The sequence below is a fragment of the Microbacterium enclense genome (assembly GCA_038182865.1).
Taxonomy (GTDB): Bacteria; Actinomycetota; Actinomycetes; order Actinomycetales; family Microbacteriaceae; genus Microbacterium; species Microbacterium enclense_B.
The window spans coordinates 1,448,839-1,466,198 of sequence record CP116226.1 but is presented as its reverse complement, the minus strand read 5'-3'; the positions used below and the strand labels follow the sequence as shown (position 1 = coordinate 1,466,198).

The following is a 17,360-nucleotide window of genomic DNA, read 5'->3' as shown; positions in this document are numbered from 1 at the left end:
TCCTATTCGGCCGGCACGGCGACGACGACCTTCGCGGGTCGCAGTTCGACCGAGCCGAGGCGGTAACCGACCTCGACGACCTCGAGGATCGTCGTCTCGGTCACGCCCGGAGTCGGGGCCTGGAAGATCGCCTCGTGCTGCTGCGGGTCGAACACGTCGCCGACGGCGCCGTACGACACCACGCCGAGACGCTCGGCCACGGCGCGCACCTTGTCGCCGATCGCGGCGAGGGGGCTGCCCTCGACGAGGTCGCCGTGCTTGGCGGCGCGGTCGAGGTCGTCCATGACGGGCAGGAGGCCCTTCACGGCCTCTCCCTTGGCGCGCTCGATCTCGCGCTCGCGCTGCTCCTCGGTGCGCCGACGGTAGTTGGCGTACTCGGCCTGCAGACGCTTGAGATCGATCAGCAGTGACGCTTCCTTGTCGGAGGAAGCATCCTCTGCGGCGGCCTCGGGCGTCTGCTCGGCACCGAGGATGTCGTCGATGGTCAGGCCCTCGGCATCCGGGGCCTGCGTCTCGGACTGCTCGCCCGACGGCGCGGGGCCGGAGGTGTTCTCCTCCGGCCCCATCTCGTCAGGACCGGCGCCCGAGCCCGTGGGCTGTTCGTCGTCCTTATGTGCCATGGTCTCTGCTTACTTCTTCTCGTCGGGGTTCTCGTCGTCGACGACCTCGGCGTCGATGACGTCTTCCTCGGGGTTCGGCGTCTCGCCGTTGCCCGGCTGACCCACGTTGGGGTCGGCGGGCTCACCGGCAGCCTGCGACGAGGCGTAGATGGCCTCGCCGAGCTTGCCCTGGCTGGCGTTCAGCTTGTCGAACGCAGTCTTCACCGCGTCGTCGTCGTCACCGGCGAGAGCCGTCTTGAGCGCGTCGACATCGCCCTGGACCTCGGTCTTCACCTCGGCGGGGAGCTTGTCCTCGTTCTCCTTGATGAGCTTCTCGATCGAGTACGACAGGGTCTCGGCCTGGTTGCGGGTCTCGGCGGACTCGCGGCGCTTCTTGTCCTCTGCGGCGTTCTCCTCGGCCTCGCGCACCATGCGCTCGATGTCTTCCTTGGGCAGCGACGAGCCGCCCGTGATGGTCATCGACTGCTCCTTGCCGGTGCCCTTGTCCTTCGCGGAGACGTGGACGATACCGTTCGCGTCGATGTCGAAGGTGACCTCGACCTGCGGGATGCCACGGGGAGCCGGGGCGATCCCGGTGAGCTCGAAGGTGCCGAGCGGTTTGTTGTCGCGGGTGAACTCGCGCTCGCCCTGGAAGACCTGGATCGCGACCGACGGCTGGTTGTCGTCGGCGGTGGTGAAGGTCTCGCTGCGCTTGGTCGGGATGGCCGTGTTGCGCTCGATGAGCTTGGTCATGATGCCGCCCTTGGTCTCGATGCCGAGGCTCAGGGGGGTGACGTCGATGAGCAGCACGTCCTTGCGCTCACCCTTGAGGACACCGGCCTGCAGGGCTGCGCCCACGGCCACGACCTCGTCGGGGTTCACGCCCTTGTTCGCGTCCTTGCCGGTCTCCTTCTTCACGAGCTCGGCGACCGCGGGCATGCGGGTCGAACCACCGACGAGCACCACGTGGGCGATGTCGTCGACCTTGACGCCGGCCTCGCGGATGACGTCGGAGAAGGGCTTGCGGGTGCGGTCGAGGAGGTCCTTGGTGAGGTCCTCGAACTTGGCGCGGGTGAGGGTCTCGCTGAGCGAGACGGGGCCCGAGTCGGTGAGCGACAGGTACGGCAGGTTGATGCTGGTCGAGGTCGAGCTCGACAGCTCCTTCTTGGCCTGCTCGGCCGCTTCCTTCAGACGCTGGAGGGCGATCTTGTCACCCGAGACGTCGACGCCGGTGGTGTCCTTGAACTGCTTGATGAGGTAGTCGACGACGCGCTGGTCCCAATCGTCTCCACCGAGGCGGTTGTCGCCCGAGGTGGAGCGCACCTGAATGGTCGAGAAGTCGTCGTCCTTGCCCACCTCGAGCAGCGACACGTCGAACGTTCCGCCACCGAGGTCGAAGACCAGGATGAGCTCGTCTTCCTTGCCCTTGTCGAGGCCGTAGGCCAGGGCCGCGGCCGTGGGCTCGTTGATGATGCGCAGGACGTTGAGGCCCGCGATCTCGCCGGCTTCCTTCGTGGCCTGACGCTCAGCGTCGTTGAAGTAGGCGGGGACGGTGATGACGGCATCCGTCACGCTGTCACCCAGGTACTCCTCGGCGTCGCGCTTGAGCTTCTGGAGGATGCGGGCCGAGATCTCCTGCGGCGTCCACTTCTTGCCGTCGACGTCGAAGGTCCAGGTCGTGCCCATGTGGCGCTTGACGCTGGAGATGGTGCGGTCGACGTTCGTGACGGCCTGGCGCTTGGCGGTCTCGCCGACGAGCACCTCGCCGTCCTTCGTGAACGCGACGACCGAGGGGGTCGTGCGGAAACCCTCGGCGTTGGCGATGACCTTGGGCTCGCCACCCTCGAGCACGCTCACGACGGAGTTGGTCGTACCGAGGTCGATTCCCACTGCACGTGGCATATGTGTCTCCTTGCTTGTGAGCCCGACCGGTGCCGAGCTCGTGGTTCCGATGAAGTCTTCTCACGGGTTGAGCCGCGATGACTCAAGGTTATCGCAGCGCCTTCCGGGCGTCAAGGAGACTTGATATGAATTGGCTCAACTTCTCGCGTCACGGGGTACGAATCGCCGCACAGGGAAGCGGCTTGCCGACACCGCGAAACGCCGGGCCCCCTCGGTGAGAAGGTCTCGGAACTCCTCGGTGCCCGTCGCCCCCGCCCCGACCTCGGCCCGTCGCTCTTCGATCGCCGGGAACACGGCGTCGCAGAACTCATCGAGTCCCAGACCGTGGGGCGCCGCCGCCCCCGAGAGGCCGGTGGCGACCGCCGGGGGAATCAGCTCCGTCACCGCGACGGATGTCTCGGCGAGCGCATCGCGGAGGGTGACGGTCCAGCTGTGCAGAGCAGCCTTCATCGCGCTGTAGACCGGCGCGAAGGGCTGCGGCGTGAAGGCTCCGCCGGAGGTGACGTTGACGATCTGGCCCGCCGCAGCACTGCGCAGCGCGGGAAGGAGCAGGGTCGCGAGGTGCACCGGGGCCGCGAAGAGCAGATCGATCTCGCGTTGACGCTCCGACCAGGACGCGTCATCCTCCGCCACCCCCCGACGACGTTGGATGCCGGCGTTGTTCACGAGCACGTCGAGCCGGCCGAACCGCGTGAGGACCGCATCGGTCACCTCTTCTCGACCCTCCGGGTTCACGAGGTCAGCGGCCACTGTCGCCACACCGGGGACCAGGCGGGGCACCGCGTCCAGGTGGGACGAAGGTCGCGCAACGACGATCACGCGCGCCCCGGCCGCCGCGTACCGCTGCGCCAGGCCCAGACCGATTCCCGAGGTTCCCCCGGTGACGAGGGCGATTCTCTGTGTTGTCATGTCAACATGTTCGATCGGAAGCGTTGATATGTCAACAGATCGGTAGAGTCGGATCATGTCTGCACGCCTCGACGCCGACGAGATGTCTCGATGGATCGCCTGGAAACGAGCGACCGAGCACGTGATGGCATCCGTCGTCTCAGCCATCACCGAGGCGACGGGCCTCTCGAGCGCCGACTTCTCCGTGCTGACGCGCGTCGTCGAGGAGGGGCGGGGAAGCATTCGGCAACAGCGCCTGTCGGACGACCTCGACTGGGAACGGAGTCGGCTCTCGCGTCAGCTCGCGCGCATGCACGAACGCGGGCTCATCGTGCGCGAAGGCGACACGAACGAGCGCCGCATCACCGCGACCGACAGGGGCCGTGCCCTGACGGCGACCGCACGCGAAGCCCACGCCTCAGCTGTCCGTCGCGCGCTCCTAGACGTCGCCGGGGACAGCGGCCCCTTCTGGCCGACCGTCGACGCCCTGGGGGGCACGGGCCGCGCGTAACCGCTTCGGCCCGCCCGACGGAAGAATCCCGAGGTCCGCGCCGCCGAAAAGACCCCGGCCGCCGGTTGACCGGAACGACGGATGCCGTGGGCGCCGCACCACGATGGATCGACCGCGCCCCCGCCCCCAACGGGGAACGGGGGCGTCGGACGGATGCCGGGAACGCGGTGCCACGGCGAGCGCGGCGCGGGCTCAGACGTCGGACTCAGTCGCGATCGTGATCGCGGCGCTGCGGACGGTCGCTGCGCTTCGCGGAGCGGCCGCCCTGGTCGAGACGCAGGTCGATGAGCTGGCCGGAGATGCGGGTGTCGGCGAGGCGGTTGATCGTGTCGCGCGAGAGGTCGGCGGGCAGTTCGACGAGCGAGAAGTCCTGACGGATCTGGATCGCGCCGAAGTCGTTGCGACGCAGCCCGCCTTCGTTCGCGAGCGCGCCGACGATCTGGCGCGGCTCGACGCGCTGACGACGCCCGACCGCGATGCGGTAGGTGGCGAACCGTCCGCCGCCACCGCGGCGGTCGCTGCGATCGTCGCCCCCGCGGGGCTCGCGCGCCGGACGGTCGCGGTCGAAGCGCTGCTGCGGCAGCGTCTCTTCCTCGAGCAGCAGCGGAGTGTCGCCCTGCGCGACCACGGCGAGCGCCGCAGCCACGTCGGCCTCGGGCACGTCGTGGTGCGCCACGTAGTGCGCGACCACATCACGGAAGGTCGCGATCGCCGCGGTGTCTTCGAGGGCGGTGGTGATCGCGTCGTCGAAGCGGGTGAGGCGCGTCGCGTTGACGTCGTCGACGCTGGGCAGCGACATCTCGGTCAGCGGCTGACGCGTCGCCTTCTCGATCGCGACGAGCATGCGGCGCTCACGCGGGGTCACGAAGCTGATCGCGTCTCCCGTCCGCCCGGCGCGACCCGTACGACCGATGCGGTGCACGTACGACTCGGTGTCGATCGGCAGGTCGTAGTTGACGACGTGGCTGATGCGCTCGACGTCGAGACCGCGGGCGGCGACGTCGGTGGCGACGAGGATGTCGAGCTTGCCGCTCTTGAGCTGGTTGACCGTGCGCTCGCGCTGCACCTGGGCGATGTCGCCGTTGATGGCGGCAGCCGTGTAGCCGCGGGCGCGGAGCTTCTCGGCGACCGTCTCGGTCTCGTTCTTCGTGCGGGTGAAGACGATCATGCCCTCGAAGTTCTCGACCTCGAGGATGCGCGTGAGGGCGTCGATCTTCTGCTGGTACGACACCACGAGGTAGCGCTGGGTGATGTTCGCCGAGGTCGTGGTCTTCGTCTTGACCGTGATCTCTTCGGGGTCGTTGAGGTACTGGGCCGAGATGCGCCGGATCTGCGCGGGCATGGTCGCCGAGAACAACGCGACCTGCTTCGTCGAGGGGGTGTCGGCGAGGATCGTCTCGACGTCTTCGGCGAAGCCCATCTTCAGCATCTCGTCGGCCTCGTCGAGCACGAGGAACTTCAGCTCGCTGAGGTCGAGCGTGCCCTTGTCGAGGTGGTCCATGATGCGACCGGGCGTACCGACGATCACGTCGACACCGCGGCGGAGCGCCGACAGCTGCTGACCGTAGCCCTGACCGCCGTAGACCGGCAGCACAGAGACGCCCTTGATGTGCGCGGCGTACTTCTCGAACGCCTCGCACACCTGCAGCGCGAGCTCGCGGGTGGGGGCCAGCACGAGCGCCTGCGGGTTCTTGTGGCCCGTCTCCATCTGCGACAGCACCGGCAGCGCGAACGCCGCGGTCTTGCCGGTTCCGGTCTGGGCGAGGCCGACGACGTCGCGGCCCTGCAGCAGGACCGGGATCGTGGCCGCCTGGATCGCGGACGGGGTCTCGTAGCCGACGTCCTTGAGGGCCTTGAGCACAGCGGCATCCAGTCCCAGGTCGGCGAAGGTGAGCTTGTCAGGATTCTCGGATGCCATGACTCCACGGTAGTCGGCCCGGCCTGTGAACGAAGGGTCGGGGATACCCTGACATCGCGCGCTGCCATCAGCGCGACGGCCTCCGGCGAGCGACCGGACGTTCACCGAAGGGCCCTAGCGTGACCGATATGGACTCTCCCGACTCCGCGGCATCCGTCATCTCTCCCCGACGCCCCGTGCTCGCCTGGGCGCTGTGGGACTGGGGATCGGCCGCCTTCAACGCCGTGGTGACCACCTTCGTCTTCAGCACGTACCTGGCGAGCGAGCTCTTCGTCGATCCCTCGATCGTGGCCGCCGCCAACGGGAATGACGACGACCCCGCGATCGTCCGCGCTCTCGCCGAGAACGCCAGCCTCGTGGGGGTGGCGCTCATGATCGCCGGCATCGTGGTCGCGCTCGTCGCCCCCGTGCTCGGTCAGCGCTCCGACGGAACGGGCCGCCGTAAGCTCTGGCTCGGCGTCAACACCGGGATGATCGTGCTGGCGATGGCCGCGATGGTCTTCGTCGAGGCGACGCCCGGCTACCTCGTCCTCGGCGCGACGCTCTTGGCCGTCGGCAACATCTTCTTCGAGTTCGCGAGCGTCAACTACTACGCGATGCTCACACAGGTCTCCACGCGCGAGAACATCGGGCGCGTCTCGGGCTTCGGCTGGGGCATGGGCTACGTCGGCGGCATCGTGCTCCTGGTCCTGCTTCTGGTGCTGTTCATCCAGAGCTTCGGGAATCCGGATGCCGGGGGCCTGCTCGCCGTGCCGAAGGACGGCGGCCTGAACATCCGCCTCGCGGTGCTGGCATCCGCCGCCTGGTTCGCCGTCTTCGCGATCCCGGTGCTGGTGCGCGTGCCCGAGATCCCCGCGCAGCGCCGCCAGGTGCGGGTCGGCTTCTTCCGCTCCTACGTGGTGCTGTGGGGCACGCTCCGCTCCCTGTGGCGCGAGAGCCGCCAGGTGCTGCTGTTCCTCGTGGCCAGCGCGGTCTTCCGCGACGGCCTTGCCGGCGTCTTCACGTTCGGCGCGATCATCGCGGCCCAGGTGTTCGGTTTCAGCTCGACCGAGGTGCTGTACTTCGCCGTGGCCGCGAACGTCGTGGCCGGCATCAGCACGATCTTCGCCGGCCGCCTCGACGACCGCTTCGGACCCAAGCGCGTGATCCTCGTCTCGCTCATCGGCCTCATCGTCCTCGGCAGCGTGATCCTGTTCATCGGAACGTCTGTTCCGGCGTTCTGGGTCGCCGGCCTCGGTCTCGGGCTGTTCGTCGGTCCGGTGCAGTCCGCGAGCCGGTCCTTCCTCGCGCGCGTCGCCCCGGAGGGCCGTGAGGGCGAGATCTTCGGCCTCTACGCCACGACCGGGCGGGCCGTCTCGTTCCTCGCGCCGGGCCTGTTCGCCCTGTTCGTCGGCGTCACGGGCGACACGCGTCTCGGCATCCTGGGAATCGTGCTGATCCTGGCCGCGGGCCTGCTGCTGATGATCCCGGTGAAGGCGAAGCCGGCCGTCATCGTCTGAGTCGCATGCTGGCGCAGCGCGCGGGAGCCCTCGGCGCAGAGCGCCGGCGCGATGCCCGGCACCCGCGGCACTGAACGCCGGCGCGACGCTTGGGGTCCGCGGCACTGCGCCGGCGCGACCCGCGGCGACAGTTCGGGCTCCGGGCGCGGCACGGCCCAGGTGCGCGGGCGCGGCGCACCCCGCCCCGGGCGAAACTCCTGATCCTTCAGCGTCGCAGCCCAGAAGACCCGCGTGATCTCGCGACCGACGTTGGCGACGCACGCCGTTCTTCAGGAGTTTCGCACGCCCCGCGAGGACGACTCCGGATGCCGCGGACTCAGCCGCGCGGCCACGCCTCGGCGAATTTGGCCAGCAGACGCGCGAGGTCGGCGCGTTCGGCGTCGGTGAACGACTCCAGCGCGGAGCGCACGGCATCCCGTCTCCTGCCGCGGAAGCCGGAGATCAGCGTCTCCCCCTCGGGCGTCAATCGGACGCGAGTGCGGCGCGCATCGTCGGGGTCGGGTTCGCGCGCGACCAGCCCCATCTGCGTCGCCTGCTGCACCAGCCGCGAGGCGCGGGGCTGATCCACGCCCACCGCCTCGGCGATGTCGCTGACCGTCAGGGGGGCGGATGCCGCCACCAGGGCGTCGAGCATGCGCAGGCGCGCGGGTCCCCCGAAGCGGCCGTGCGCGGGGTCGGCCCACGGCGGAGCTCCGCGGCTCCAGGGGCCCCCATGCCCGTGGGGGTGGTGGTGATGCTCGTCCGGCCCGAACGGAGGACGCGGGCGACGGCCACGCAAGCGGGCCAGGGCTGCGGCGATCTCGTCGGCGGGGTCGGTCGTCATGAGGGAATTTTACATGTCGCTTGACAAGCATCTGGAATACATGTCACAGTACATCCGTTGTCACATGACATACATCGGCGGATCTCCCGCCACGAAAGGACACCTCATGAACACCTCTTCTTCTCTTGACGCACGCGCCCTCGCCCATCGCCTCACCGCCGTCGGCCACGCGCTGCACCACCGCCTGTTCGAGCAGCTCCGCGAGAGCGACCTCGACCCGCGGACCATCGCGATCCTCAGCGTGATCGACGGCCGCCTCGACGCCCCCTGGGTGAGCGACCGGATCTCGCGCGGCGGCAAGCGCGTCGCGGCCCTGGCCGAGCGCGGCTGGATCGTCCGCGTCGACGACGCCTGGGCGCTCACCGACGAGGGACGCGCCGTCCTCGACCGGGCGGACGCCGACCGCGCCGCCCTTCTCGCCGACCTCCCTGCCGACGAGCTGGCACAGCTGAACACCTCGCTCGACGCCGTGTCGGAGGCCCTCGGGGTGGACGCCACGGACTCCGGCCCGCGCGGATTCCGCGGCGGACGCGGGGGTTTCGGGCCCGGATTCGGACCCGGGTTCGGTCGGGGCTTCGGTCCCGGTTTCGGCCCGGCGTTCCCCGGGCGCGGTGACGGCGAGCGCGACGCGCTCGGCCACGGCGAGCACGGCGGCCCCCGAGGCGGCCGGAACGGCGAGCGCGCGGAGTTCGGCTCCGGCGACGGGCACGGCGCGCACGGCGCGCACGGCGACGGTGGCACGTTCGGCCGACACGGTCACGGCTCACACCGTGATGGCGATCACCACGACGGTGGCGCGTTCGGCCGGCACGGTCACGGCTCGCACCGTGATGGCGAGCACCGCCCCGGCGGTTCGCACCGGGCCCACCGTGCCGCACAGCACGCCTTCGAGCGCGGCTTCGACGCCGGATTCGTCCGCGGGCGCGAGGCTGCGGCATCCGGTGAGTCCTCGGCATCCGAATGACCACTCATAAACGCTCTGTGCGACCAGAAACGCGACGACATCGTGTTTGTGAGCGCGGATCGCGTTTATGGCGCGGCAGGCGCCCCCAAGAAAACAATCAGCCCCGTCGAGCTCGACTCGACGGGGCTGATCTCGTGTGCGGGCCGCTCAGCCCCCCGCAGCACCTGCGTCGGTCGCACCGACGTCGGTGCGGTGGAAGTTCATCGCCGAGCGGGATGCCGTCGGGCCGCGCTGGCCCTGATACCGGTTGCCGTACGGGCCGGAGCCGTAGGGGTTCTCGGCGGGAGAGGTCAGGCGGAAGTAGCAGACCTGACCGATCTTCATGCCGGGCCAGAGCTTGATCGGCAGGGTCGCCACGTTCGAGAGCTCGAGCGTGACGTGACCGGAGAAGCCGGGGTCGATGAAGCCGGCGGTCGAGTGCGTGAGCAGGCCGAGGCGACCGAGAGACGACTTGCCCTCGAGGCGCGCGGCGACGTCGTCGGGCAGCGAGACCCGCTCGAACGTGGAGCCGAGGGCGAACTCCCCCGGGTGCAGGATGAACGGCTCATCGGGATCGACCTCGATGAGGCGCGTGAGCTCGGGCTGGTCTTCGGCCGGGTCGATGAACGGGTACTTGTGGTTGTCGAACAGCCGGAAGTACCGGTCGAGCCGCACGTCGACGCTCGACGGTTGCACCATGGCCGGGTCGAAGGGATCGAGGCCGAGGCGCCCGTCGGCGAGCTCGGCACGGATGTCGCGATCGGAGAGCAGCACGAGGCCAGCCTAGAGGGGGCGTCGCTGCGGCGCCCACGTGTCCTCACCCCGCCCGCCGCCCGCCGCGCACGACCCCGCCCGCCGCCCGCCGAGACCGCACTCGTTCGCCGAAGCCGCATCCGTTCGGCCGCAAAAGCCTGCGTCCTCGCGAATCACCTGCGGCTTCGGCGACGGATGCCGTTCGGCCCCGCCAGCACGCGGCCCGGACGCTGTTATGCTGGCCGGGTTGCCGCAAGGCATCCGGGGCTGTAGTTCAATGGCAGAACTTCTGCTTCCCAAGCAGACAGCGCGGGTTCGATTCCCGTCAGCCCCTCCAAAGGTCCGACATCCCGGCGCAGCCGGGGTGGCGGACCTTTCGCGTGGGTGCCGTAGGAACCGATCCGCCCGCGGGTGGGCCCACTCCGCCCGAGGCTCCGCGGCCCGGCGGAGCCGGGACGTGGAGGGGCGGTGGGGACGATTCCCGTCAGCCCCTCAAAGCCCTCACGGGCGGCCGCTGGCCGTTCGGGAGGGCTTTCGTGTTGCCGTGAATCGAAGCCGCGGGTGGGCCCCCGCCGCCGGAGGCTCCGCGTGCCGCGCAGCGGGACGTGGAGGGGCGGTGGGGACGATTCCCGTCAGCCCCTCCAAAGGTCCGACATGCCGGCGTAGCCGGTGTGGCGGACCTTTCGCGTGGGTGCCGTCGGAACCGATCCGCCCGCGGGTGGGCCCGCGCCGCCCGAGGCTCCGCGGCCCGGCGGAGCCGGGACGTGGAGGGGCGGTGGGGACGATTCCCGTCAGCCCCTCAAAGCCCTCACGGGCGGCCGCAGGCCGTTCGGGAGGGCTTTCGTGTTGCCGTGAATCGAAGCCGCGGGTGTGGGCCCACGCCGCCGGAGGCTCCGCGTGCCGCGCAGCGGCGCGCGCGCGCCCGGAGCGGAGGAGTTCCCGACACGGGAGGACCGTGGGCGCGGCATCCCTCCTCCGCTCCCGGAATCTCCTCCCGTGCCAGCCCCGCAACCGCGGCGCCCGCCGCCCGCCCGATGTCGCAACCCCCCGCTAGGGTGCGAAGCACCACCCCGCACGAGGAGACGACCGTGGCAGACGCGCCCGAACTCACCGTTCCTGACGCCGTGCACTGGCGCGCGTGGCTCGACGACAACGAGAGCGTCAGCGACGGCGTGTGGCTCGTCCTCGCGAAGAAGGGGACGACGGAACCCACCTCGCTCACCTACGCCGAGGCCCTCGACGAAGCGCTCTGCAGCGGATGGATCGACGGGCGGAAGCAGTCTCGGGATGCCGCGACCTTCCGCCAGCACTTCACGCCACGGCGCGCGCGGTCGATGTGGTCCACGCGCAACGTCGACATCGTGGCCCGGCTCGTCGAGGAGGGGCGGATGCGTCCCCGCGGGGCCGACGAGATCGCTCGCGCGCAGACCGACGGCCGCTGGGACCGCGCGTACGCGGGATCGGCGACGATCGAGGTTCCGGCCGATCTGCGGGCGGCCCTGGATGCCACTCCCGCGGCGGCGCGCGCGTTCGAGGCTCTGACCAAGACCGCTCGCTACTCCGTCCTGCACCCCGTGGTCACGGCGACGAACGACGCCCTCCGCGCCGCCCGCATCGCGCGCCAGGTCGAACGGCTGGCGGCCTCCGGCGACGCGGCCGGTTGATCGGCGCGCGAGTCCTCGCCCCGGTACGCCGCGGCGGCGGTGACGAGCACCCCGGCACCGACCGCGAACACCACACCGTCAGGAGCGGTGCGACGCGCTGACGAGAGGGCGGGCCCGGCTCAGTCCCCACACTCCCGTCGCCGCGAGCACCAAGAGCGCCAGGATGCCGACGACATGGGCCACGAGTGACAGCGGGCCGCGCTCGGGCAGGAGGAACCCGTACGGGACCCACCCGTCCGTCTGCCCGCGCACGAGGACGACCACGAGCCACAGGCAGGGGTACGGCAGCGCCCACCAGAGCGCACGCCAGCGCAGGCGAGGACGATCGGATGCCGAGGCGAAGTCGACCACGACGAACACCGGGAACACGATGTGGAGGATGACGCTCACCCAGGGCGGCGCCGACCCCGTTCCCGGCACCAGAGTGTTGTAGACGACGGCCACCACGATGAGACAGGCCGTGCCGACACCCCAGGCGATGGCGAGCGCCTCGGGAATCCCGCGACCAGCGAGCCGGCGAAGGGCGACCGCGATCAGCACGAGAGCGGTCAGGCTGCTCGTCTGGTTCGTGAAGTAGCCGAAGAAGTCGAACGGATTCCCGTCGCCGGCGGCGAGGCGCAGTCCGTACGCGACCAGCACGACAGCGACCGCGACGCCCGCCGCGACGAGACGCGCGATCGGGCGAGCACGGCGCGAAGTCACCCCGCGACCCTAGCGCGCGACGGCGGGACGGCGTGGGGTCCCGTGACGCGCGGAGGCCCAGGGACGAACGGAGACCCAGGGACGAACGGAGGATGAATCGCCCCGGCGGGATCCTCCGGCGCATCCCCGTCCTCCGCTCGTCACACGGATGCCTTCGGTGACGAGGGCGTGCCCAGGTCCAGCGGCGCGGCCACGGCACCCCCGACGCGAGACCGTCCGCGATCGCCGCGACCGCGCCTCACCCCGTCGACCCCCGCACCATCAATCGTGTCGGGAGCTCGATGGTCACCGGTTCGTCCGTCGACGGCGGCCGCACGAGCACCTCCACCGCCGCGGCCGCCATCTCGCGGATCGGTTGGCGCACCGTCGTCAGCGCGGGGCGCAGCCAGCGCGCGCCACGGACGTCGTCGAATCCCACGACGAGCACGTCGTCGGGGATGCGCAGTCCCGCGTCGGCGACGCCCGCGTACACGCCGGCGGCCATCTCGTCCGAACAGGCGAAGACGCCGACGAGGCCGTCGCCCGGAAGCTCATCCAGGGTCGCGCGGGCGACGCGGCGGGCGCCCGCCGCGCTCCAGCCCGTGGCGACGCGGTGGACAGCGGCATCCGGAGCCCTTTCCGCCAGGGCCGCGCGGAATCCCTCGACGCGCGCCCGACCCCAGCGGTAAGAGGGTGCACCGTCGACCACGACGAAGCGGCGGGCGCCGCGGGCGAGCAGGTGCTCCGCGGCGGCGGCGCCTCCGGCTCGATCGGTCGTGCGGATGCTCGGCAGCGGCACGCGCGACTCCGAGGAGGGTTCGAACAGCACGAGGGGGATGGCCGCGGCGGCGAGGATCGCGCGCTGACGCGCGGTGGGGACGATCAGGCCGAGCACCACCCCGCCCGAGCCGCGCGCCGCGATGCGTGCGGGCCAGTCGTCGGCCGGGTCCTGCCGCTCGGCGGTCAGCACGAGGTCGTAACCGAGACGCGTCGCCGCCTCGCGCGCGCCGACGACGACCTCCTCGTTGTACGGGCCGTCGTAGCGACCGAGCACCAGGTCGATGAGCCGGGCGGTACCCGCGCGCGGGCGCCCGGGTCCGCCGCCGCCGTAGCCGAGGTCGGTCGCGGCGGTGCGCACGCGCGCCCGGGTCGAGGGGGAGATCTCGCCCCGCTCGCGCAGTACTCGCGACGCCGTCGACACGCTCACCCCGGCCGCGGCGGCGACCTGGGCGAGCGTGGGGCGGGGCACGATCCCAGTGTGCCGGACACCCTAGCCTTTTGCGCAAAACCTCGTGCCACGTCGCGGGGGCCGTGCGAGGGTGGCATCCATCCACAACGAGGAGGACGAATGAGCCATCGACGAGCACTCGTCGTGCGCGGAGGCTGGAACGGCCACCACCCGGTCAAGGCCACCGAGATGTTCCTCCCGTTCCTGCGCGAGAACGGTTTCGACGTCCGTGTGAGCGAAACGAACGACGTCTACGCCGACGCCGACGAAATGGCCGGGGTCGACCTCGTCGTGCAGTGCGTGACGATGTCGGAGATCTCTCGCGAGGCAGTCGCGGGGCTGCGCACTGCGGTCGAGAACGGTATGGGCCTCGCGGGGTGGCACGGCGGTATCGCGGACTCGTACCGCGCCTCGTCGGACTACCTGCAGCTGGTCGGCGGGCAGTTCGCCACGCACCCCGGTCGGCATCCGGATCAGCGACACGGCACCGAGGAAGACAACTTCCTCCCCTACCGCGTCGAGTTCACCGACCTCGGCCGTACGCACGACATCACCGCCGGCCTGACGGACTTCGACCTCGACACCGAGCAGTACTGGGTGCTCACCGACGATCTGAACGACGTGCTGGCCACCACCACCCACCCCGTCCAGCCGTACCACCCGTGGCATCGCCCCGTGGTGTCACCGGCGGTGTGGACCCGGCAGTGGGGTGCGGGGCGCGTGTTCGTCGCGACCCCCGGGCACACCCCCGACGTGCTGCGCGAGCCGTCGGTCCGCACCATCATCGAAAGGGGACTCCTGTGGGCCAGCCGCACGGTATCGGAATAGTCGGCCTCGGCGTCATCTCGGCGCAGTACCTCGCCACGCTCGGCGATCATCCCGACGTGCGCATCGTCGCCACCGCCGACCTCGACCGTTCGCGCGCTGAGGAGATGGCGGGACGCGTCGAAGGATGCCGCGCCCTCAGCGTCGACGAGCTCGTCGCCGACCCGGCGGTCGACACCGTGCTCAACCTCACGATCCCCGCCGCACACGCCGAGGTCGCGCTGGCCGCGCTGGCCGGCGGCAAGGGCGTGTTCGGGGAGAAGCCGCTCGCGGCGACCCTCGCCGACGCGCATCGCGTGGTCGACGCCCGCGGCGACGCCTGGCTCGGCTGCGCCCCTGACACCGTGCTCGGCACGGGCGTGCAGACCGCGCGCGCAGCACTGGAGAACGGGGCTATCGGTCGGCCGGTCGCGGCCGCCGCGACCTGGGTGTCGTCCGGGCACGAGACCTGGCATCCGCATCCCGATTTCTACTACCGCGAGGGCGGCGGCCCTCTCCTCGACATGGGGCCGTACTACCTCACGACGCTGTTCCACCTCCTCGGGCCCGTCGCCCGGGTGTCCGGAGCATCGTCGCGGCCGCGGGACACGCGGACCATCGCGAGCGGCCCGCGGGCGGGCGAGGTCATCCCCGTCGAGGTCGACACCCACGTCACGGGGGTTCTCGAGCACGCGGACGGGGCGGTGTCGACCGTGACCTTCAGCTTCGATGCGCCGGTCAGCGATGCGGCCGCGATCGAGGTCTACGGCGAATCGGGCACCTTGTCGGTTCCGGATCCGAACCTGTTCGACGGGGAGGTGCGCGTGCGCGCCGGTCGTCGAGACGAGTGGCACGCGGTGACCGAACGCGCCGGGTACGAGCACGCGGGTCGGGGGATCGGCATCCTGGATCGCATCCGGACGGGCTCGGATCGCACGGATGCCTCGATCGCGCTGCACGTGCTCGAGGTGATGACGGCGCTGCAGGAATCGGCGCGCGCCGGTACGCGTGTGGAGATCGGCACGCGGCCGACGCCCCCATCCGTGGTGCCGTTCACAAGCGAGGAGCAGTGGCGCGGCTGACGGTCGCGGATCAGCTCGCGGGGGCGCTTCGCGCCCGGAACCACACGGTCAATTCGCGAACGGCGCGTGCGCTGACGTCGTCGTCGTCGGACTCGAGGTCGTCGAAGGTGTCGCGGAACCCCTCGGGCGGCGCGCCCACGGGAGCGCCGATCGGTTCGTACCCCATCGTCCACTCATCGAAACGGCGGGCGTCGATCGCCTCGCGCAGGAGGACGCGCACGTCGCGGTGCCGCCCGTCGGCGCGGATCTTCTCGAGAAGGGTGTCGACCGCATCCTCCGGACCTTCCAACACCTGGAAGAACCGCCCCCGGCGGTGCAGAAGCATGCCGGTGAGATCGTGCGCGTGGTTGGAGCGTCGACTCTGCGTGAGCAGGTCGATCAGACGACCGTCGTCGAACGGCTCCGCCTCGCCGCTGACATACGCCACGGAGACCATGCCCACCACCGTCACCGCGCCCCACCCGCGCCCAGCGAGCCGGACGACGGAACGCGGACTTGCTCGAGCAGGATCTCTTCGTCGTGAGCCGGTTGCCCGTTGGTGACGGCCGCCATCGCAGCGGTCAGTGCCGGGAAGGTCCCGACGACGCGTGACCGACCATCGACGGCGAGGAAGCCCCCGTCGGGCTGACGGTCGATATAGCCGAGGAAGACGCCTCGACGGCTGCCGACGTGAAAACCGTCTTCGACGCGGGCCCACACCACACCTGCAGCGGGGCGATCGGTCGTCTCCATGCGCAACTTCCTTCTGCCCTGCGGGAACCGGGCCTGAGAGACGTTACTGGGAACCCCCGACATCAACCGTCCCTTGACAGTCGGCGCATGACGGCTCAGTCGAGCGTGTCGGTTCGGCGCCCCCGGAGGATGGTGAGCACGGCAGCCGTGACCAGGAGCAGCCACGACAGCACCAGCACCGCCCCCGAGACCGTGTGCATCGCCACGAGGCGCGGAGGCGTCGGGTCTGACGCGGCGAAGACGAAAGCGCTGATCAGGAAACCGATCGCACCACCGAGATAGAGCCCACCCAGAAGGAATCCGAGGCGAGGAACGGGACCGTGCGCCATTGTCATACCAGCCCCTTCAAGGTCGCGGCGACGAGTCCGGCGGCCGCGGTGAGCACGGCACCGATGACCCGCACGTACCAGGTCGCCCCGCGCTCGGCGAGCGCCATCCACCCCAGCGCCGCCAGGATCACCAGCGCCGACACGACGGCACCGCCGAAAGAGACCGCCTCGGGAAGAAGGCCCAGCGCCCCCAGAGCGAGGATCGCGATCGGGATCACGGGGCCGATCAGGATGCCGCTCGAGTGCGTCAGCGCGACCCGGACGGAGGCGCGCACCCCGGACGAGGTGTCGCCCCGTACGCCGTGCGTCGCGATCGTCACCGCCACGACGTGCGCCGCCCAGATCGCGGTGGAGGCGAGCAGACCGTAGAAGAACACCTCGGCGGGAGAGACTCCCTGCTTCGTCCCCGCGAGCACGCCGGTGACGAGAATCGTGCCGTAGATGGCCTCGGGTGTCGCGAACACGTAGCGCAGCGGTGTCGTCCGCGCGGGGGAAGAGGTCACGCTGACATTCTGCGCGACATCTCCCGCCTTCCGTCAGGCGACCTGCGCGCGCACCTGCTCGGCGTCGTCGGTTCCGGATGCCTCGACGATGCGCCCGCGCGAAAGCCGGTACATCGCGAACGCGGCGATGTTCACCCGCCGGCGCGTGGCCGCGAGGTGGCGGAACGTCGCCGTATGAGTGCCGGACCCGCGCAGATGGACGGCGATCCGGTCGTCCTCGACGATCAGTTGGATCCGTTTCCACTGCCAGTCGGGGAAGGCGTGCCACAGCTCGGCGTCATCGGCGATCCACGCCTCGGCGCCGGCGGGCAGGTGGGCGCGACGCACACCCGGATCGAGGAACGCCCGCACCGCCTCGAGGTCGTGGCGGTTCAGGGCGTCGAGGTAGTCGGCGAACCACTCGCGCGTCTCCCAGGCCTCCACCGTTCCATTATCGGCGAGGCTCCCGGCGGGGCGTGGTGTCGGCGCCGGGGCGTGGTGTCGGCGCCGGGCCGTCGGGCG

The 17,360-nt window shown here is 70.6% G+C and carries 19 protein-coding genes and 1 tRNA gene; 7 read left to right on the top strand and 13 right to left on the bottom strand.

Annotated elements, in window-relative coordinates; all coding sequences use genetic code 11:
• Positions 1–2: 2 nt before the first annotated feature.
• The 3 genes from PIR02_06915 to PIR02_06905 form a co-directional block, all read right to left on the bottom strand.
• A complete protein-coding gene (locus PIR02_06915; GenBank protein WZH38394.1) occupies positions 3–620 on the bottom strand; it encodes a nucleotide exchange factor GrpE in 618 nt (205 codons plus the stop codon).
• A gap of 9 nt (positions 621–629) precedes the next feature.
• On the bottom strand, positions 630–2,501 hold the full coding sequence (gene dnaK / locus PIR02_06910) for a molecular chaperone DnaK (GenBank protein ID WZH38393.1): 1,872 nt from the start codon (positions 2,499–2,501) through the stop codon (positions 630–632).
• Positions 2,502–2,636: 135 nt separating this feature from the next.
• Entirely contained in the window at positions 2,637–3,410 is a 774-nt protein-coding gene (locus PIR02_06905) for an SDR family NAD(P)-dependent oxidoreductase (protein ID WZH38392.1), read from the bottom strand.
• A gap of 55 nt (positions 3,411–3,465) precedes the next feature.
• Between PIR02_06905 and PIR02_06900 the strand changes: the two genes are divergently transcribed.
• Positions 3,466–3,900, top strand: a complete 435-nt coding sequence (locus PIR02_06900; GenBank protein WZH38391.1) for a MarR family transcriptional regulator — start codon at positions 3,466–3,468, stop codon at positions 3,898–3,900.
• Positions 3,901–4,105: 205 nt separating this feature from the next.
• Here the strand turns inward: PIR02_06900 and PIR02_06895 are convergent, their stop codons facing one another.
• Positions 4,106–5,818, bottom strand: coding sequence for a DEAD/DEAH box helicase (locus PIR02_06895; protein WZH38390.1), 1,713 nt, complete (start codon positions 5,816–5,818; stop codon positions 4,106–4,108).
• Between the two features lie 128 nt (positions 5,819–5,946).
• On the opposite strand from PIR02_06895, the gene PIR02_06890 reads away from it, so the two are divergent.
• A complete protein-coding gene (locus PIR02_06890; protein ID WZH38389.1) occupies positions 5,947–7,317 on the top strand; it encodes an MFS transporter in 1,371 nt (456 codons plus the stop codon).
• Between the two features lie 316 nt (positions 7,318–7,633).
• Here PIR02_06890 and PIR02_06885 read toward each other — a convergent pair whose 3' ends face one another.
• Positions 7,634–8,140 carry a MarR family winged helix-turn-helix transcriptional regulator gene (locus PIR02_06885; GenBank protein WZH38388.1) on the bottom strand — a complete coding sequence of 169 codons (507 nt, stop codon included), beginning with the start codon at positions 8,138–8,140 and terminating at the stop codon, positions 7,634–7,636.
• Positions 8,141–8,246: 106 nt separating this feature from the next.
• On the opposite strand from PIR02_06885, the gene PIR02_06880 reads away from it, so the two are divergent.
• Positions 8,247–9,104 (top strand): hypothetical protein, encoded by an 858-nt coding sequence (locus tag PIR02_06880; protein WZH38387.1) that lies wholly within the window; start codon positions 8,247–8,249, stop codon positions 9,102–9,104.
• A 147-nt stretch (positions 9,105–9,251) separates the two neighbouring features.
• Here PIR02_06880 and dcd read toward each other — a convergent pair whose 3' ends face one another.
• Positions 9,252–9,857 (bottom strand): dCTP deaminase, encoded by a 606-nt coding sequence (gene dcd, locus PIR02_06875; GenBank protein WZH38386.1) that lies wholly within the window; start codon positions 9,855–9,857, stop codon positions 9,252–9,254.
• A 242-nt stretch (positions 9,858–10,099) separates the two neighbouring features.
• On the opposite strand from dcd, the gene PIR02_06870 reads away from it, so the two are divergent.
• A tRNA-Gly gene (locus PIR02_06870) sits at positions 10,100–10,173 on the top strand.
• A gap of 751 nt (positions 10,174–10,924) precedes the next feature.
• Positions 10,925–11,500: a YdeI/OmpD-associated family protein gene (locus PIR02_06865; GenBank protein ID WZH38385.1), complete on the top strand. Its 576-nt coding sequence runs from the start codon at positions 10,925–10,927 to the stop codon at positions 11,498–11,500.
• Positions 11,501–11,578: 78 nt separating this feature from the next.
• Here the strand turns inward: PIR02_06865 and PIR02_06860 are convergent, their stop codons facing one another.
• Positions 11,579–12,202 (bottom strand): Pr6Pr family membrane protein, encoded by a 624-nt coding sequence (locus tag PIR02_06860; protein ID WZH38384.1) that lies wholly within the window; start codon positions 12,200–12,202, stop codon positions 11,579–11,581.
• Between the two features lie 238 nt (positions 12,203–12,440).
• Complete coding sequence (locus PIR02_06855) at positions 12,441–13,430, bottom strand: LacI family DNA-binding transcriptional regulator (protein ID WZH38383.1); 990 nt, start codon at positions 13,428–13,430, stop codon at positions 12,441–12,443.
• 99 nt (positions 13,431–13,529) lie between these two features.
• On the opposite strand from PIR02_06855, the gene PIR02_06850 reads away from it, so the two are divergent.
• Positions 13,530–14,237 carry a ThuA domain-containing protein gene (locus PIR02_06850; protein WZH38382.1) on the top strand — a complete coding sequence of 236 codons (708 nt, stop codon included), beginning with the start codon at positions 13,530–13,532 and terminating at the stop codon, positions 14,235–14,237.
• Complete coding sequence (locus PIR02_06845; protein ID WZH38381.1) at positions 14,210–15,295, top strand: Gfo/Idh/MocA family oxidoreductase; 1,086 nt, start codon at positions 14,210–14,212, stop codon at positions 15,293–15,295. Before PIR02_06850 ends, PIR02_06845 begins: the two co-directional genes overlap by 28 nt.
• A gap of 10 nt (positions 15,296–15,305) precedes the next feature.
• Here the strand turns inward: PIR02_06845 and PIR02_06840 are convergent, their stop codons facing one another.
• From PIR02_06840 to PIR02_06820, 5 genes are all read right to left on the bottom strand, one after another.
• The gene (locus tag PIR02_06840) at positions 15,306–15,731 is read right to left on the bottom strand and encodes a BLUF domain-containing protein (GenBank protein WZH38380.1); all 426 of its coding nucleotides are present in this window, start codon (positions 15,729–15,731) and stop codon (positions 15,306–15,308) included.
• Between the two features lie 11 nt (positions 15,732–15,742).
• The gene (locus PIR02_06835) at positions 15,743–16,027 is read right to left on the bottom strand and encodes a hypothetical protein (GenBank protein ID WZH38379.1); all 285 of its coding nucleotides are present in this window, start codon (positions 16,025–16,027) and stop codon (positions 15,743–15,745) included.
• Between the two features lie 95 nt (positions 16,028–16,122).
• Entirely contained in the window at positions 16,123–16,362 is a 240-nt protein-coding gene (locus tag PIR02_06830) for a hypothetical protein (protein WZH38378.1), read from the bottom strand.
• The gene (locus PIR02_06825) at positions 16,359–16,859 is read right to left on the bottom strand and encodes a hypothetical protein (protein ID WZH38377.1); all 501 of its coding nucleotides are present in this window, start codon (positions 16,857–16,859) and stop codon (positions 16,359–16,361) included. The genes PIR02_06830 and PIR02_06825 overlap by 4 nt, the downstream gene beginning before the upstream one ends.
• Before the next feature lie 33 nt (positions 16,860–16,892).
• On the bottom strand, positions 16,893–17,282 hold the full coding sequence (locus PIR02_06820) for an ester cyclase (GenBank protein WZH38376.1): 390 nt from the start codon (positions 17,280–17,282) through the stop codon (positions 16,893–16,895).
• Positions 17,283–17,360: the final 78 nt, after the last annotated feature.

What these genes read in the sequence shown, in the direction of transcription:
- PIR02_06915 (WZH38394.1), bottom strand. Translation starts at nt 620, where the DNA reads ATGGCACATAAGGACGACGAACAGCCCACGGGCTCGGGCGCCGGTCCT.
- dnaK (WZH38393.1), bottom strand. Translation starts at nt 2,501, where the DNA reads ATGCCACGTGCAGTGGGAATCGACCTCGGTACGACCAACTCCGTCGTG.
- PIR02_06905 (WZH38392.1), bottom strand. Translation starts at nt 3,410, where the DNA reads ATGACAACACAGAGAATCGCCCTCGTCACCGGGGGAACCTCGGGAATC.
- PIR02_06900 (WZH38391.1), top strand. Translation starts at nt 3,466, where the DNA reads ATGTCTGCACGCCTCGACGCCGACGAGATGTCTCGATGGATCGCCTGG.
- PIR02_06895 (WZH38390.1), bottom strand. Translation starts at nt 5,818, where the DNA reads ATGGCATCCGAGAATCCTGACAAGCTCACCTTCGCCGACCTGGGACTG.
- PIR02_06890 (WZH38389.1), top strand. Translation starts at nt 5,947, where the DNA reads ATGGACTCTCCCGACTCCGCGGCATCCGTCATCTCTCCCCGACGCCCC.
- PIR02_06885 (WZH38388.1), bottom strand. Translation starts at nt 8,140, where the DNA reads ATGACGACCGACCCCGCCGACGAGATCGCCGCAGCCCTGGCCCGCTTG.
- PIR02_06880 (WZH38387.1), top strand. Translation starts at nt 8,247, where the DNA reads ATGAACACCTCTTCTTCTCTTGACGCACGCGCCCTCGCCCATCGCCTC.
- PIR02_06850 (WZH38382.1), top strand. Translation starts at nt 13,530, where the DNA reads ATGAGCCATCGACGAGCACTCGTCGTGCGCGGAGGCTGGAACGGCCAC.
- PIR02_06840 (WZH38380.1), bottom strand. Translation starts at nt 15,731, where the DNA reads ATGGTCTCCGTGGCGTATGTCAGCGGCGAGGCGGAGCCGTTCGACGAC.
- PIR02_06835 (WZH38379.1), bottom strand. Translation starts at nt 16,027, where the DNA reads ATGGAGACGACCGATCGCCCCGCTGCAGGTGTGGTGTGGGCCCGCGTC.
- PIR02_06830 (WZH38378.1), bottom strand. Translation starts at nt 16,362, where the DNA reads ATGACAATGGCGCACGGTCCCGTTCCTCGCCTCGGATTCCTTCTGGGT.